Source organism: Caballeronia glathei (assembly GCF_000698595.1).
In the GTDB taxonomy this organism is placed as follows: Bacteria; Pseudomonadota; Gammaproteobacteria; order Burkholderiales; family Burkholderiaceae; genus Caballeronia; species Caballeronia glathei.
In genome coordinates, this window is record NZ_JFHC01000006.1 from 15,138 (window position 1) to 28,414 (window position 13,277).

Genomic DNA, 13,277 nt, shown 5'->3' on the forward strand with positions numbered 1-13,277 from the left:
TCAGATCGCCCCGGAGGAAGGCGCTTTGCGTAACGCTCGTGACGCGCGTGACGCGAGAGGCGGCTCATCGGGACGGATTGATATTCGAGAGTCGTGGGGGAGCGTGCCGCGCGTCAGACGCCGGGCGGGCGCGTGCGTGCCTCGGTTGCCGCGACGAGCCGGGCCACGGTGTCGGGCGCGCCCATCTTTTCGGCGGCGTCGCGGGCGGAATAGCCGTTCGCATCGCGTGCGTCGGGATTCGCTCCGTGCGCGATCAGATAATCGACCAGCTCGACGCGGTTGAACATCGCCGCGACCATGAGCGCCGTGCGGCCGTCGGGCGACGCGCCTTCGACGTCGGCGCCGTGTTCGAGCAGCACCTCGATCACCGGCCTGAAGCCCTTGAAGGCCGCGCCCGCGATCGGCGTCTGGCCGTTGTCGTTGCGCATGTCCGGGTCGGCCTTGTGTTCGAGCAGCACGCGCACCGCGTCGGCATGGCCGTGGTAGCTCGCGAGCATCACGAGGGTGTCGCCGCGGTCGTTGCGCAGGTTCGGCGGCAGGCCCTTGCCGAGGAGCGCGTCGAGCATCGCGGCGTCGCCGCGGCGGGCGACGTCGAAGACTTCGCTTGCGAAAGCGATCAGTTCGTCGTCGGGTCCTTCGTTCTTTCCGTTGTCCGGGTCGTTCATCAGTTCGCTCCATATTGGCTGCGTGGTCCAGCGCGCCTTCGTTCGCGCCCTTGCTTCGGTCCCGCCTGCAGGGGCGCCTCGGCAGCGCAGTTCGAAGGATACACAGGTTTGCCCGCGCCACGCGCCCGGGCGGCCCGCGCGCGTGGCCGGAGCGCGGCGCGATGCGCCCGTCAGAAGGCGCCAGGACATCGCTGCGCGACAGCGGCCGGGCATGCGGCGCAGCGCCCGCTTGCGGTGACGAAGCGCAATGCGTCGACGGCCTGCGGCGCCGCTGCCCGGCACGCCGTCGGACTCGGCGTCCGGCCGCAAGGGGCATCGCACGTCACGCGGCAGCACACCGCAGCAGCACGATTCGCGCCAACGCGGGGCATGGAGCGTTGCAACGGCGTGTCGCGCCCGACATGTTCGATGCGCCTGATGCGCTCGACGCAAGTAACTCGCTTGACGAGGGCCGGCGCACGCCCTTACGCTCGGCGCAATTCAACGCCCCGCTCGAGGAACGCAACTCATCATGACCGACGCCGACCCCAACGCCGCCCCGGCCGCAGACACGGACGCCGCCGCGCGGCGCATCGCGCCCGCGGCCACGCGCAACCGCGATGCGATTCTCGCCGTGCTGTCGCGCGTGCTGCCGCCAGGCGGCGTCGTGCTGGAAATTGCGAGCGGCACCGGCCAGCACGCGGCGCACTGCGCCGCTGCGTTGCCGGGCATCGTCTGGCAGCCGAGCGATCCGGATGCCGCATCGCGCGAATCGATCGCCGCGTGGCGCACACACGAGCGGCTCGCGAACCTGAGGGCGCCGCTTGCGCTCGACGTCCGTTCCGCCGACTGGGGCATCGGCGAGGTCGCGGCCGTCGTCTGCATCAACATGATTCACATCGCGCCGTGGGAAGCGGCGCAGGCCCTCTTTCGCGGCGCGGGCGAGCGGCTCGCTGCGGGCGGCGTACTTTATCTGTATGGCCCGTACCGGCGCAACCGGGCGCACACGGCGCCGAGCAACGAAGCCTTCGACGCGCAACTGCGCGCCACCGACCCGCGCTGGGGCGTGCGCGACATGGAAGACGTGGAGGCGCTCGGAACGGAGGCGGGGCTGTCGATGGAGGAAGTCGTGCCGATGCCCGCAAACAACTTCAGTCTGGTGTTTCGCAAGGACGCGGCGTCGGCGTGAGGGAGGGTGCCGCAGAGGCGTCCGCTCCGTCCTGCCAGCGCCCGCGCTCGCGAAGCCCGCTCGGTTCCACTCACGCCCGCGCCCCCGAAGCCGGCTCGCCGGCTCCGAACGCCCGGCGCCACGGCACGGTCGCCATCAGCGACGCCGCCACGATCAATCCACCGCCGATCCATCCGGCCGCCGATACCGCTTCGCCCAGCCACACGCTTGCAAAGAGCGCGCCGAACGCCGGTTCGCTGCCCATCAGCAGCCCGACGCGCGTCGGGCTGCTGCGCTTGATGGCGAAGTTCTGCGCGAAGAAGGCGAAGAGCGTGCAGGCGAGCACCAGATAGATCACGGATCCCCAGAAGAGGCCGTGCCCGGCGAGCGCCGGCACGTGCCGCAGTTGCGCGGGCGCGAAGACAAGCGCGACCGCCGCGCTGCCGAGCGCGACGACGCCCGACTGCAACGCCGTCACCGCAAGCGCGGGCAGGGCGGATGAGCGCGTCACGCGCTTCACCACGCACACGTGCAGCGCACGCAGGAGGGCGGCAAGCAGGATGAGCGCATCGCCGGGATTGAAGACGAGCGCGCCGTCGCCTGCGAGCAGCCACGCGCCCGCGAGCGACACCGCCACCGCGAGCCACTCGATGCGGCTCGGCCGGCGCCTGAGCAGCGCCCATTCGACGAGCGGCGTCAGCACCACGCACAGGCTGATCAGGAACGCCGCGTTCGCCGCACGCGTGAGCATCACGCCGAAGGTTTCGGCGAGAAAGATGGCGAGCAGCAGCGTGCCGGCGCCGAGCACGCCGCGCAGGGTGGCGGCATCGGCGTGGCGCACGGCGCGCAGGCTCGGCGCGAGCAGGACGAACGTGATGCCGAAGCGCAACGCGAGCAGCGCGAGCGCAGGGTAGTAGACGAGCGCTTCCTTCACGACGCCGTAACTGCTGCCCCACACGACGGCAACCGCGAGCAGCATCAGGTCGGACAGGAAAAGCAGGCGCTTCGAAGGGGGCGTGGCGTGCATGTATGAGCTCCGGCGTGGCGAAAGAGTGCGCAGGCCGGTATTGTCGAATGATGCGCGGTTCGCGATAATCGGGTTCGCGTGCACAGCCTTTATGCTTGCCGCGCACAAATGAACCCGTCCGATCTTTTTGCGCTCTTGCCCGACATGGCGGTGTTCGCGCGTGTCGTCGATGCGGGCAACTTTTCGGTCGCCGCGCGCCAGCTCGGCAGCACGCCGTCCACTGTGAGCCGGCAGATCAAGCGCCTCGAGGAGGCGCTCGCGACGCGCCTTCTGGAACGCTCGACGCGGCGCGTGCGCGTGACGGAGTCCGGCTATCAGGTGTATCGCCATTGCCGCGACATGGCGGCGGCGGCCTCGGGCGCCGTGGATGCGGCCGGGCAACTCGCCGAGCGGCCACAGGGGCTCGTGAGCGTCAGCGCGCCTTCGGCGTATGCGAAGTCGGTGATCCATCCGCTTGTGCCGGATTTCCTGCGCGCGTACGCCGAAGTCGACGTGCAACTGCTGTTCTCCGACCGCGAAGTCGATCCGATCGAAAGCGGTCTCGATCTCGTGATCCGCCTGACCGATGCGCCGCCGCAGGGCCTCGCCGCGCGCCGCCTGGGCGAGGTGCAGTGGATGCTGTGCGCGTCGGGCGCGTATCTGCGCGGGCGCGGCGTGCCGCGGCATCCGCGCGAGCTCGCGCAGCATGACTGCATGTATCTGGGCGAATCCGCCGACGACAATCGCTGGCGCTTCAGGCGCGGCAGCGAGACGGCGAGCGTGACGGTGAAAGGGCGTTACGTCGCGAATCACGCGGGCGCGCGGCTCGAAGCCGCCGAGCGCGGCCTGGGCATCGCGACGCTGCCGGAGTTCGCGGCGCGCGAAGCGCTCGGCGCCGGGACGATTCGCCGCGTGCTCGAAGACTGGGACATGGAGGCGCGGGCCTATCAGGGGCCGGTCTGGCTGCTCTATCCGCCGAACCGCTTCCTGCCGCCGAAGGTGCGCGCGTTCATCGACTTTCTGGCGGAGCGCCTCGGCGCACCCGCATAGCCCGGGGAAGAAGCGGGCTCGAAGAAGCCCCGGCCATGGCGCATGAACCGCATTCATCTGCGCAGTCAATCGCGTTAAGTCCCCATTCGCCGGGGTGCGCCGAAACCGCCTGTCGCCGTGTAGACTGCGAATGATCGTTCACCAGGCCGCGCACGTCGCGGCTATTCAACCGATCACCTCATCCGGAGGCATCGTACATGCACGCAGCGTTGCCGCAGCAGGCGCAGCAGGAAGGCGGTTCCAACGACGTCCCGACGCAAAGGACAACGCGCGACCTGCGCCGCGTCGACATCCACCCCGATCACTGGTACCCGCTTGCGTGGTCGCGCGAAGTGAAGCGCGGCAAGGCGCACGGCGTGCGCTTCGCGGGCGACCCGATCGTGCTCGTGCGCACCGAGTCGGGCCGCGTGTTCGCGCTCGAGGACCGCTGCGCGCACCGGCAGGTGCCGCTGCACGCGGGTGTCGTCGACGGCGAATCCATCCGGTGCTGCTATCACGGCTGGACCTACGATTGCACCGGCCGCTGCACCGACGTGCCGTACCTCGGCCGCGAGCGCCTGCCCAACGGCGTGCGCTCGTATCCGTGCCGCGAGGAGGCGGGGCTCATCTTCGTGTTCCCCGGCGACCCGCTGCTCGCCGCCGAGGCGAAGTTCCCCGACCTCGGCTCCGCAAGCGACAAGGCCTACAAGACGCGCCGCTTCGGCCGCGAAGTGAAGTGCCACTACACGTTCATGCACGAGAACCTGATGGACATGAACCATCAGTTCCTGCACCGCCGGCAGATGGGGAGCATGCGTGCCCGCTCGCTCGGGCGCCGGCGCGGCGAGGACTGGGTCGAAGTGGACTACACGTTCGCGCGCGAGGCGGGCAAGCAGCCGATCGGCGAGGCGCTCGTTTTCGGCCAGAAGCGCGGCACGCGGCCCGACGACGGCAACAAGGACGTGATGACGATCCGCACCGCCTACCCGTACCAGACGCTCAAGATCTGCACGAAGGACGAGACGATGGTGATGGACCTGTGGATCGCCTATGTGCCGCTCGATCGCGAGCAGCGCACCAACCGCACGTTCGGTCTCTTGTCGATCCGCCGCCCGAAGATCGGGCCGCTGCTCGATGCCGCGTGGCCGCTGCTCGTCTGGTTTACCGAGCGCATCTTCAAGGAGGACCGGTGGATCGTCGAGCGTGAGCAGGAAGCGCACGACCGGCAGGGCGCCGATCACAATCACGAGGTGTTTCCGGTGATCAACGAGCTGCGCGCGCTGCTCGTCGAGCGCGGCGCGCCGCCTCGCGACGCATCCGCGCACGCCGGCCCCGACTCGCGCCGCGTGCATCTGATCCAGCCACTCACGGACCTGTCGGCGTCGTGAGCGGCGCGCGGCGCGCCTGATCGGGGCAGGGCCCACTGGCGCGAAGCGCGGCTTGGCGTTATACAGGTAGCATGCTTTACACGGAAGAGGTTTGCCATCATGACACGCGACTCGAATGACGAACCCCGGCCGACGACACCGGCCGGCAAAGACACGGGCGCAGGGGCAGGTGAGGCGGCGGGTGGAGTGGCAGGCGAAGGGGTGCAGCCAGGCATCGAGCATTTCGATGCTGCCCTCACGCACGTCGACGATTCCTACACCTCGGGCGACATGGCGGCGGGTGCGGCGAAAGGCATTCTGTACAGCCTCATCGAGACGCTCGGGACGCTCGTCGGCGATCCGGATCTGCCCGCGCACGCGCGCTCCGGCTACGAAGGATTGCTCGAGACGGCGCGCGAACTGCGGGCGCGCATCGACCAGTAGCCCTTCAGGCGGGCATCGAGCAGGCATCGAGCACGCAGCACCCTGACGCCGCTCCGGCGCGCCCGTTTGCAGCGGCGCCCCGGAGCATGAAATAATCAAACCGGTTCACGTGACTGGCGCCGCGAGATGGACCACCATCGGGGAGCGTGAACTTCAATCGCCGCGCGCCTGGGCATTTCATTTCCCAACCGTTTCCACGGAGAAATGCCATGCCCGATATCCCGAATCTCCTCGCCTTTGGTTTCGTCGCGCTGGGAATGGTCCTGACGCCGGGACCGAACATGGTCTACCTCATCTCCCGATCCATCTGCCAGGGCCGCCGCGCCGGTCTCGTGTCGCTTGGCGGCGTGGCGCTCGGCTTCGTCGTCTACATGCTGTGCGCGGCGCTCGGCATCACGGCGCTGCTCTTCGCCGTTCCCTATGCCTACGACGCCCTGCGCTTCGGCGGTGCGCTCTATCTGCTCTATCTCGCGTGGCAGGCGCTGCGGCCCGGCGGGCGATCGCCGTTCGAGGTGCGCGAGCTTCCCGTCGACAGCCCGCGCAGGCTCTTCGCAATGGGCTTCGTCACGAACCTCTTCAATCCGAAGATCGCGGTGATGTATCTGTCGCTCCTGCCGCAGTTCATCGTGCCGGGACACGGGAGCGTGCTCGCGCAGTCGCTTGCGCTCGGCACGCTGCAGATCGTGATCAGCGTGAGCGTCAACGCGGTGATCGCGGTCATGGCGGGATCGATCGCTGCGTTTCTCGCCGGCCGGCCGCTGTGGCTCGTCGCGCAGCGCTGGCTCATGGGCACCGTGCTCGCCGGCCTCGCCGTGCGCATGGCGACCGAGGCCCGGCGATAACCTTGTGCGGCTCGCAATGCATGTTCGTGTGCCAAACGGCGCCGGGTCGTGCAATATGTGAACTCTACGATACAGGGGAGCTCATCATGAGCAAAAGTCACGACGCCAAGAAGACAGAAAAGAAAGTAGCCAGCAAGACGCCGAAGGAAAAGAAGGAAGCGAAGAAGCTGAAGAAGGACGCGTCGAAGCGGCAATGAAGCAGCACATGCGAGCCGGCGTCGCGACGCGGCGCCGGCTCGCGCACCGAACCACTATTTGCGCCAAACCTTACGATATCCTGACGACGTGCTGCACACCTTGATGCGCACCTCGATGTGATACGCCAATTGCGCCCGCGCAGCCGGGCCGCTTCATTCATCTCCCTTTCGGCGGCATCCCGCTTTGACCCGTTTCCGTGCGCTCACGAATCGGGAGCCGCACGGCTGCGATCCTTTTCCTCAAGGAGCCAGCCGAGAAAATACTGGTTAACCAGACAGTGAAAAAAAACGACACTCGCTGACGGTGAAGCTTTCGCGTTGCCTGTGTAAGCAATTAAACTTGCTTGCAACAAAATACAACGAGTAGGGAAATAGGATGCGGCTCGTTGCGCGCCGTCACCGATTCCGCCCAAAGACACCGCTAAAACATCCAGAGGAGATAAGAATGAAGCGTTACCACAAAACGAGGCTGGCTATCGCTGCCGGCGCGGCGCTGACTGCGGCGCCTGCGTTCGCGCAGAGCAGCGTGACGCTGTACGGTATCGTCGACGATTCGATCGTCTACCAGAGCAGCCAGACCACGCTCGGTTCGACGAGCGGCGGCCGCTCGAACGTCAAGCTCGCATCGGGCATCTGGGCTGGCAGCCGCTTCGGCTTGAAGGGCGCTGAAGACCTGGGCGGCGGCAACAAGGCGATCTTCCAGCTGGAGTCGGGCTTCAACGTCAACAACGGCCAGCAGCAGTTCGCCAACGCGATGTTCGGCCGCCAGGCATGGGTCGGTATGACGAACCCCGCTTACGGTACGCTGACGGCCGGTCGTCAGTACACCTCGTACTACACGCTGCTTTCGCCGTATAGCCCGACCAACTGGCTCACCGGCTTCTTCGGCGCGCACCCGGGCGACCTCGACGAACTCGATACGATCTACCGCGCCAACAACTCGATCGTCTATACGACGCCGAAGCTCTACGGTTTCACGGCGAGCGGCTCGTATTCGTTCGCGGGCGTGCCGGGCAGCGTCTACCAGGGCTCGACCTGGAGCGCGGCGCTGCAATACGCGCAAGGTCCGGTCGGCGTGGCGGTGGGCTTCACGCGGATCAACAACTCGACGAACGGCGGCGGCGTGTACGGCGCGGATTCGACGACCACCTCGGGCGGCCAGTCGGGCGTGTCGGCGGTGACCAACGGCTACCAGGGCGCGCAGGCGCAGCAGCGCTTCGCGGTGGGTGCGGGCTACACGTTCAACAGCGCGTGGGACGTCTCGTTCACCTATTCGAACGTGCAGTACATCCCGGGCATCAACTCGAAGTTCACCGACACGGCGATCTTCAACACGGCAGGCGCCGTGCTGCACTGGAAGGCCACGCCGGTGTGGGATCTGGCGGGCGGCTACAGCTACACGCGCGCGACGAAGGCGAACGGCATCACGAGCGAGGCGTCGTACCACCAGTTCAACCTGTCCCAGTACTACTCGCTCTCGAAGCGCACGGGCCTGTATGCGCTGGAAGCCTACCAGCGCGCGAACGGCAACACGCTCGGCTCGCCGACGTTCACGCCGGCGGGTCCGGTGAACCGCCAGATCAGCGCGACGGCGACGATCGGCGACGGCTTCCAGACCGCGCCGTCTTCCTCGCGCAGCCAGTTCGCAGCGGGTGTCGGCATTATCCACCGCTTCTGATTTCAGACGCTCGAACGACAAAACGGACGCCTCGGCGTCCGTTTTTTTTGCGTGAAACTTCTGCGGGCGTTCAGAAATCCGTGGTGAGCGAAAGCAGCAGCGTACGCGGCGCGCCCTGCGACAGATACCCGCCGATCGCCGACGCCCAGTACGCCTTGTTCGTCACGTTCAGCACGCTCGCGCGGAACGTCGTGTAGTGGCCGAGCACGCTCGCCGAGTAGCGCGCGCCGAAGTCGAAGCGGTTCCACGACGGAATCGACTGCGTGTTCTGCGCGTTCAGGTACTGGTTGCCCGTGTGGATGTAGCGCGCGGTGAGCGTGAGGCCCGTCAGGAGCGGCACGTCGTATTCGGCGTTGAGGTTGAACAGGAAGTTCGGCACGCCGATCGGGCGATTGCCGTCCGTCGCGCCGCCGTCGGTGTCGAGAAGCTCGGCGTTGATGTACGACGCGCCCGCGATCAGCCGCACGCCGCGGTACGGCTCGCCGTATACCGCCGCTTCCAGTCCGCGGTGCCGCTGATTGCCGTTCGTGCCGAAGATTTTCGTGACGCTGTCGACGTAGGCGGTCGGCTTCTCGATCTGGTACGCGGCGAACGACGCGCCGAAGCGGTTCGTGTCGTATTTCACGCCGACTTCATACTGCTTCGTGCGATACGGGCTCAGCGTATCCCCGAAGTTGGCCGCGCCCGTCGGCGCCGTGTCACCCTTTGCAAGCGCCTCGGTGCGGTTCGCGTAGAAAGCGACGTTCTGCCACGGCTTCACGACGAGGCCGAACACGGGCGTCGTGATGGAGTCGTCGTAGGTGTCGGTGAGCGCGCTCGTCGCCGACGAATAGTTGTTCTGGTGAATCTGCTGATGGCGTGCACCGATCGTGAAGAGCACGCGGTCGTTCAGGAGGCCGAGCGTGTCGGAGACGGCCACGCTCTTCAGCAGCGTGCGGGCGGTCACGGGCGGATCGGCGAAGTCGCCCGCGGAGAACGCGGCGGGGGGGCGCGGCACCGGCGTCGTGTTGTAGAGATCGGTCGGGAACGTCGCCGACAGATCGTAGGCCGAGCGGTCCTCGATATGCGTGATCGCCGCGCCCGCCGCGACCTGGTGCGTCACCTGCCCGGTCGCGAAATGGCCGCGCACGCCGGCTTCGGCCGCGAGCGCGTCGGTCTTGCGCGGCACGCCGAGGCGATAGGCGGTGGTGCCGTTGACGCTGTCGAAGGTCGGCGAGGAGTAGTCGCCGTGCTCGTTGCTGTGATGCGCGCCGCCCGCCACGTACGCGGTCCACGCGGGCAGGAAGTCGTATTCGGCGCGCACCATGCCGAGCGTGTCCTCCAGGTTGCTGTAGGTCCACGGCTGCGCGAAGTTGTGGGTCGCGGACGGCGCGCCCGGCACCGCGCTGCCGGGCGCCACGTAGACCACCGAGCGGCCTTCGTTGATGCGCTCGCGCTGGTACAGGAAGTCGCCATAGAGACGCAGCCTGTCGCCGCGGTAGTCGAGCGAGACCGCCGTCACGCCGTTGCGGCGGTGCTCGTTGTCGATGCTCGTCTCGCCGTCGCGGTAAGCGGTGTTCACGCGGATGCCGAACTGGCCTTCGCTGCCGAAGCGCCGGCCCACGTCAACGTGCGCGCCGAATTCGCCCGAGCCGCTCGTGTCGGCGGTCACCCGCGTGAGCGGCTTGTCCTGCGCGCGCTTCAGTTCGAGATTGATGCCGCCGCCCACCGCCGAACCGGTCGGCGACGCGCCGTTCAGGAAGGCATTGGCGCCCTTGAACACGTCGACGCGCTCGATTGCCTCGACCGCCACCAACTGACGCGGGGTGATGCCGTAGAGGCCGTTCATCGAGATGTCGTCGCCGGTTAGCTGAAAGCCCCGGATGATGTAGACGCGCGAAAAGTTGCCGAAGCCGAACCCGGTGCGCACGGCCGGGTCGTTGTCGAGGACGTCGTCGATCGTGCGCGCCTGCTGCTCTTCCATCAGTTTCGACGTGTAGCTCGACATGCTGAACGGCACGTCGATCATCTCCTTGTTGCCGAGAATGCCGAACTGCGCGCCGCGCGCGACCTGGCCGCCCTCGTAGGTGGGCGCGAAGTCGCCGGGAAGCGGATCCGTCTCGCCGCTCGCGGTGACCTTGACGGCGGGCAGGGCGGTTTCGGCGGCGGCGTCCGCGGAACCGGTCTGCGCGAAGACCGGCGCGCCGGCGCCGAGCGCGAGGGGCAGCGCGGCCCACAGGAAGGCGCTGCGCACCGCGGAGTTGATCGGAGAAATGCGCAGCGCGACGCGCAACGGGGACGACTGAAAGACTTGCATTTAAATTGGGCGAATGGTCGGAAGTTCCAATGCCGGCACGCGGACGGCCGCGCGCAGGCCCTTGCAGGTCCGATTTACAGACTGCTTACCGGATCTTGTATGCGAGCTGCGAATTATATCGATAAATGCGAATCGTTATCATTTGATGCAAAAAACTACGCATTTTTGTTGTACCGACGCGACCGTTTAACGGGGACGTGGTAGAGGGCGGAGAAGGAGGTGCGCGGTTCTGGCTGTGGATGGAACCGCCGCAACCATTGTTGACATTGGTGCCGTGACACTTCGGATATGTTGCGAGACTGACCAACGAGCGACATGAACAACATGAACAAGCGCCGTCACCGGCACGCGTCGTGCCGTAAGCGAGAAATGCCGGGAGAACTGCCGGGAGCAGACGCGAAGCTGCCTGAGAAGGCGGGCAGCGGGCCTCGCGTGGTCGCCCCCTGTCCACGACACGCACCGACTTTTTCAGCCACGCCGGTACGTCGCGCTGTCGTCGCAATCACGATGCTGATGGGCGCCGCGCCCGCATGGGCCGACGCTCCCGCGTTTCAGTGGAGCGTCCCGGCACTCGCCGAAAGCCCCGCGCCGGTGGCCGATGCAGCCTGGGGCGGCGAAGCGCCGCCCGGCACATTGACAGACTGGGTCGCCGTCGACCGCATCACGCACGGCATGCCGGACGATGCGGCCACAAACGCTGCGGCGCCTGTCGTTCAGGCGCAGGCCGATCGTGTTGCGCGCGTCAATCCACCCGGCTTCAACGTGAGCGCCGCGCGGATCCGGCCCCGCGATCCCGCGGCGGTCGAATCGCAAAAGCTCCATTCGGCGAGATATGGGCACGTCACTACGGCACGCCCGGCGGCATCGCACGCGCATGAAACCGGGAGCGCGATGTCCGCCATGAACGGCGCGCCGATTCGGCAGGCGGCGAGCGAGACCGGCCCGTACGTGCACGACTGGTCTTCGCCGGCGAGCCCCGGTGACGCCGCGCAGACCATGATGGTTCGAAGCCATCCGCTGATCGCGGACCCGTGGAGCAGCGACTGGTTCGCGCCGGACAGCGGCACGGCCGCACTCCCGCGCGGCGCCGATCACCACGCTCTGCACACGAGCCCGGCGACGGGGCGGAGCGCGACGCTTGCCGCCGTCGTCCGTAGCCCGGGCGCCGACGACTGGAGTAGCGAAGCGGGGGGCATGGCGCACGACGCCGCGTCGGCCCGTACGGGCAGCGCGTGGTGAAAAAGCGGTGCGTCGCGAAAGGCGAACCGCCGCGACGCCGTGAATCGGGCCTCCGCTCGATATTCGCTCAGAGAAACATCCCGCCCGACACCTCGATGCGCTGACCGGTGATCCACCGGTTGTCATCCGAGAGCAGGGCGGCGATGGCGTCGCCGATGTCGTCCGGCATGCCCACGCGCCCGAGCGCCGTATTCGACGCGAGGAACTGGTTCGTGTCGTGATCGTCGCGCACGACGCCGCCGCCGAAATCCGTCTCGATCGCGCCCGGCGCCAGCGTGTTCACCACGATGCCGTGCGGCCCGAGTTCCTTTGCCAGATAGCGCGTCAGCACCTCGATGCCGCCCTTCATCGCCGCGTAGGCCGAGAAGCCGGGCAGCGTGAACCGGGTGACGCCCGTCGAGATATTCACGATTCGGCCTTCCTCGCTGATGAGCGGCAGCAACGCCTGCGTGAGAAAAAACGGCCCCTTGAGCTGGATGTTCACGAGTTCGTCGAACTGTGCGGGCGTCGTGTCGGCGAAGGTTGCATAAATGCCGATGCCGGCGTTGTTGACCAGAAAATCGAAGTTTTCGCGGCCGAACTGGTTGTGCAGCGTCTTGCCGACGTCGTCGGCGAACGCGGCAAACGTCTCGCTTTTCGCGACGTCGAGCTTCAGCGCCGCCGCCTTGCCGCCCGCCGCGGCAATGTCGGACACGAGCGAATCGGCGCCGGCCGCGCTGCGGTTGTACGTCGCGATGATGCCGACGCCCCGTGCACCCAGTTTCAGCGCCATGTTCCGTCCGAGCCCGCGGCTCGCGCCGGTAATCACTGCAATTTTCCCGTTCATTTCGCTTCTCCTGTCGTGCAGTGGGCTGCATGAAGCGAACTGTAGGACGGTGCGGCCGATGATCAAAGGACAAAACGACCGCCTGGCGCACCGGGCGCAGTGCTTGCTGGTTCCGCGGGGAAGGCCCGTCGCAATGAAGCGGCGGCCGGTCGGGAGAAGCGAGATGGCACGGAGCGAAACATCGGACACGCCCGCGCGACCGGAGCGCCCGTTCAGGCTCTTCGCGGTCGAGCAGCGCGTGCTGGCGCAGAATGTCGACGGCAAGGTGATCGATATCGGCGCGATGGACTCGAAGGGCGGCCAGTACTGCGCGCGGCTGGATGTCGACGCGATCACCGCCGAGCCGAAAAAGAGCCCCGAACTGGCGCTGAAGGCGCTGATACCGAAGCTCTCGTCCGATTACCTCGACGGTTTGTTTACGAGCGGGCGCGAGGCCGAAGTGAGCGGGCGCCTGCAGGACTTTCCGAACGTCGAATTCACGCTGGACGACGAACGGCCGCGCGGCATGACCGATGGCGGGCCGCCGCATTGCCCCTGACGC

12 protein-coding genes and 1 riboswitch are annotated in these 13,277 nt (G+C 67.3%); of the genes, 8 read left to right on the forward strand and 4 right to left on the reverse strand.

Annotated features, from left to right (window positions below):
- Positions 1 to 113: 113 nt before the first annotated feature.
- On the reverse strand, positions 114 to 665 hold the full coding sequence (locus BG61_RS06255) for an ankyrin repeat domain-containing protein (RefSeq protein ID WP_035930651.1): 552 nt from the start codon (positions 663 to 665) through the stop codon (positions 114 to 116).
- A 511-nt stretch (positions 666 to 1,176) separates the two neighbouring features.
- Here BG61_RS06255 and BG61_RS06260 point away from each other — a divergent pair.
- Positions 1,177 to 1,833: a DUF938 domain-containing protein gene (locus BG61_RS06260; RefSeq protein WP_051672315.1), complete on the forward strand. Its 657-nt coding sequence runs from the start codon at positions 1,177 to 1,179 to the stop codon at positions 1,831 to 1,833.
- 70 nt (positions 1,834 to 1,903) lie between these two features.
- On the opposite strand, the gene BG61_RS06265 is transcribed toward BG61_RS06260, so the two are convergent.
- The gene (locus BG61_RS06265; protein WP_035930275.1) at positions 1,904 to 2,839 is read right to left on the reverse strand and encodes a DMT family transporter; all 936 of its coding nucleotides are present in this window, start codon (positions 2,837 to 2,839) and stop codon (positions 1,904 to 1,906) included.
- 108 nt (positions 2,840 to 2,947) lie between these two features.
- On the opposite strand from BG61_RS06265, the gene BG61_RS06270 reads away from it, so the two are divergent.
- The 5 genes from BG61_RS06270 to BG61_RS06290 all read left to right on the forward strand — a co-directional run bounded on the left by BG61_RS06270 (position 2,948) and on the right by BG61_RS06290 (position 8,375).
- Complete coding sequence (locus tag BG61_RS06270; protein WP_035930273.1) at positions 2,948 to 3,868, forward strand: LysR family transcriptional regulator; 921 nt, start codon at positions 2,948 to 2,950, stop codon at positions 3,866 to 3,868.
- Positions 3,869 to 4,065: 197 nt separating this feature from the next.
- Positions 4,066 to 5,235, forward strand: a complete 1,170-nt coding sequence (locus BG61_RS06275; protein WP_035930271.1) for an aromatic ring-hydroxylating oxygenase subunit alpha — start codon at positions 4,066 to 4,068, stop codon at positions 5,233 to 5,235.
- A 99-nt stretch (positions 5,236 to 5,334) separates the two neighbouring features.
- Positions 5,335 to 5,658 carry a hypothetical protein gene (locus BG61_RS06280; protein ID WP_232256091.1) on the forward strand — a complete coding sequence of 108 codons (324 nt, stop codon included), beginning with the start codon at positions 5,335 to 5,337 and terminating at the stop codon, positions 5,656 to 5,658.
- A 99-nt stretch (positions 5,659 to 5,757) separates the two neighbouring features.
- A riboswitch (ZMP/ZTP riboswitch) is annotated at positions 5,758 to 5,839 on the forward strand.
- Positions 5,840 to 5,867: 28 nt separating this feature from the next.
- Positions 5,868 to 6,500 (forward strand): LysE family translocator, encoded by a 633-nt coding sequence (locus BG61_RS06285; RefSeq protein ID WP_035930268.1) that lies wholly within the window; start codon positions 5,868 to 5,870, stop codon positions 6,498 to 6,500.
- A gap of 642 nt (positions 6,501 to 7,142) precedes the next feature.
- On the forward strand, positions 7,143 to 8,375 hold the full coding sequence (locus BG61_RS06290) for a porin (RefSeq protein ID WP_035930265.1): 1,233 nt from the start codon (positions 7,143 to 7,145) through the stop codon (positions 8,373 to 8,375).
- 70 nt (positions 8,376 to 8,445) lie between these two features.
- On the opposite strand, the gene BG61_RS06295 is transcribed toward BG61_RS06290, so the two are convergent.
- Positions 8,446 to 10,671, reverse strand: a complete 2,226-nt coding sequence (locus tag BG61_RS06295) for a TonB-dependent receptor (protein WP_051672316.1) — start codon at positions 10,669 to 10,671, stop codon at positions 8,446 to 8,448.
- 315 nt (positions 10,672 to 10,986) lie between these two features.
- On the opposite strand from BG61_RS06295, the gene BG61_RS06300 reads away from it, so the two are divergent.
- A complete protein-coding gene (locus BG61_RS06300) occupies positions 10,987 to 11,910 on the forward strand; it encodes a hypothetical protein (RefSeq protein ID WP_129572117.1) in 924 nt (307 codons plus the stop codon).
- A gap of 67 nt (positions 11,911 to 11,977) precedes the next feature.
- Here BG61_RS06300 and BG61_RS06305 read toward each other — a convergent pair whose 3' ends face one another.
- A complete protein-coding gene (locus tag BG61_RS06305) occupies positions 11,978 to 12,736 on the reverse strand; it encodes an SDR family NAD(P)-dependent oxidoreductase (RefSeq protein ID WP_035930260.1) in 759 nt (252 codons plus the stop codon).
- 163 nt (positions 12,737 to 12,899) lie between these two features.
- Between BG61_RS06305 and BG61_RS06310 the strand changes: the two genes are divergently transcribed.
- Positions 12,900 to 13,274 carry a hypothetical protein gene (locus BG61_RS06310; protein WP_035930257.1) on the forward strand — a complete coding sequence of 125 codons (375 nt, stop codon included), beginning with the start codon at positions 12,900 to 12,902 and terminating at the stop codon, positions 13,272 to 13,274.
- The last annotated feature ends 3 nt before the right edge of the window (positions 13,275 to 13,277 follow it).

Coding starts and splice junctions, on each gene's coding strand:
- BG61_RS06255 (WP_035930651.1), bottom strand. CDS start 665: ATGAACGACCCGGACAACGGAAAGAACGAAGGACCCGACGACGAACTG.
- BG61_RS06260 (WP_051672315.1), top strand. CDS start 1,177: ATGACCGACGCCGACCCCAACGCCGCCCCGGCCGCAGACACGGACGCC.
- BG61_RS06265 (WP_035930275.1), bottom strand. CDS start 2,839: ATGCACGCCACGCCCCCTTCGAAGCGCCTGCTTTTCCTGTCCGACCTG.
- BG61_RS06270 (WP_035930273.1), top strand. CDS start 2,948: ATGAACCCGTCCGATCTTTTTGCGCTCTTGCCCGACATGGCGGTGTTC.
- BG61_RS06275 (WP_035930271.1), top strand. CDS start 4,066: ATGCACGCAGCGTTGCCGCAGCAGGCGCAGCAGGAAGGCGGTTCCAAC.
- BG61_RS06280 (WP_232256091.1), top strand. CDS start 5,335: ATGACACGCGACTCGAATGACGAACCCCGGCCGACGACACCGGCCGGC.
- BG61_RS06285 (WP_035930268.1), top strand. CDS start 5,868: ATGCCCGATATCCCGAATCTCCTCGCCTTTGGTTTCGTCGCGCTGGGA.
- BG61_RS06290 (WP_035930265.1), top strand. CDS start 7,143: ATGAAGCGTTACCACAAAACGAGGCTGGCTATCGCTGCCGGCGCGGCG.
- BG61_RS06295 (WP_051672316.1), bottom strand. CDS start 10,671: ATGCAAGTCTTTCAGTCGTCCCCGTTGCGCGTCGCGCTGCGCATTTCT.
- BG61_RS06300 (WP_129572117.1), top strand. CDS start 10,987: ATGAACAACATGAACAAGCGCCGTCACCGGCACGCGTCGTGCCGTAAG.
- BG61_RS06305 (WP_035930260.1), bottom strand. CDS start 12,736: ATGAACGGGAAAATTGCAGTGATTACCGGCGCGAGCCGCGGGCTCGGA.
- BG61_RS06310 (WP_035930257.1), top strand. CDS start 12,900: ATGGCACGGAGCGAAACATCGGACACGCCCGCGCGACCGGAGCGCCCG.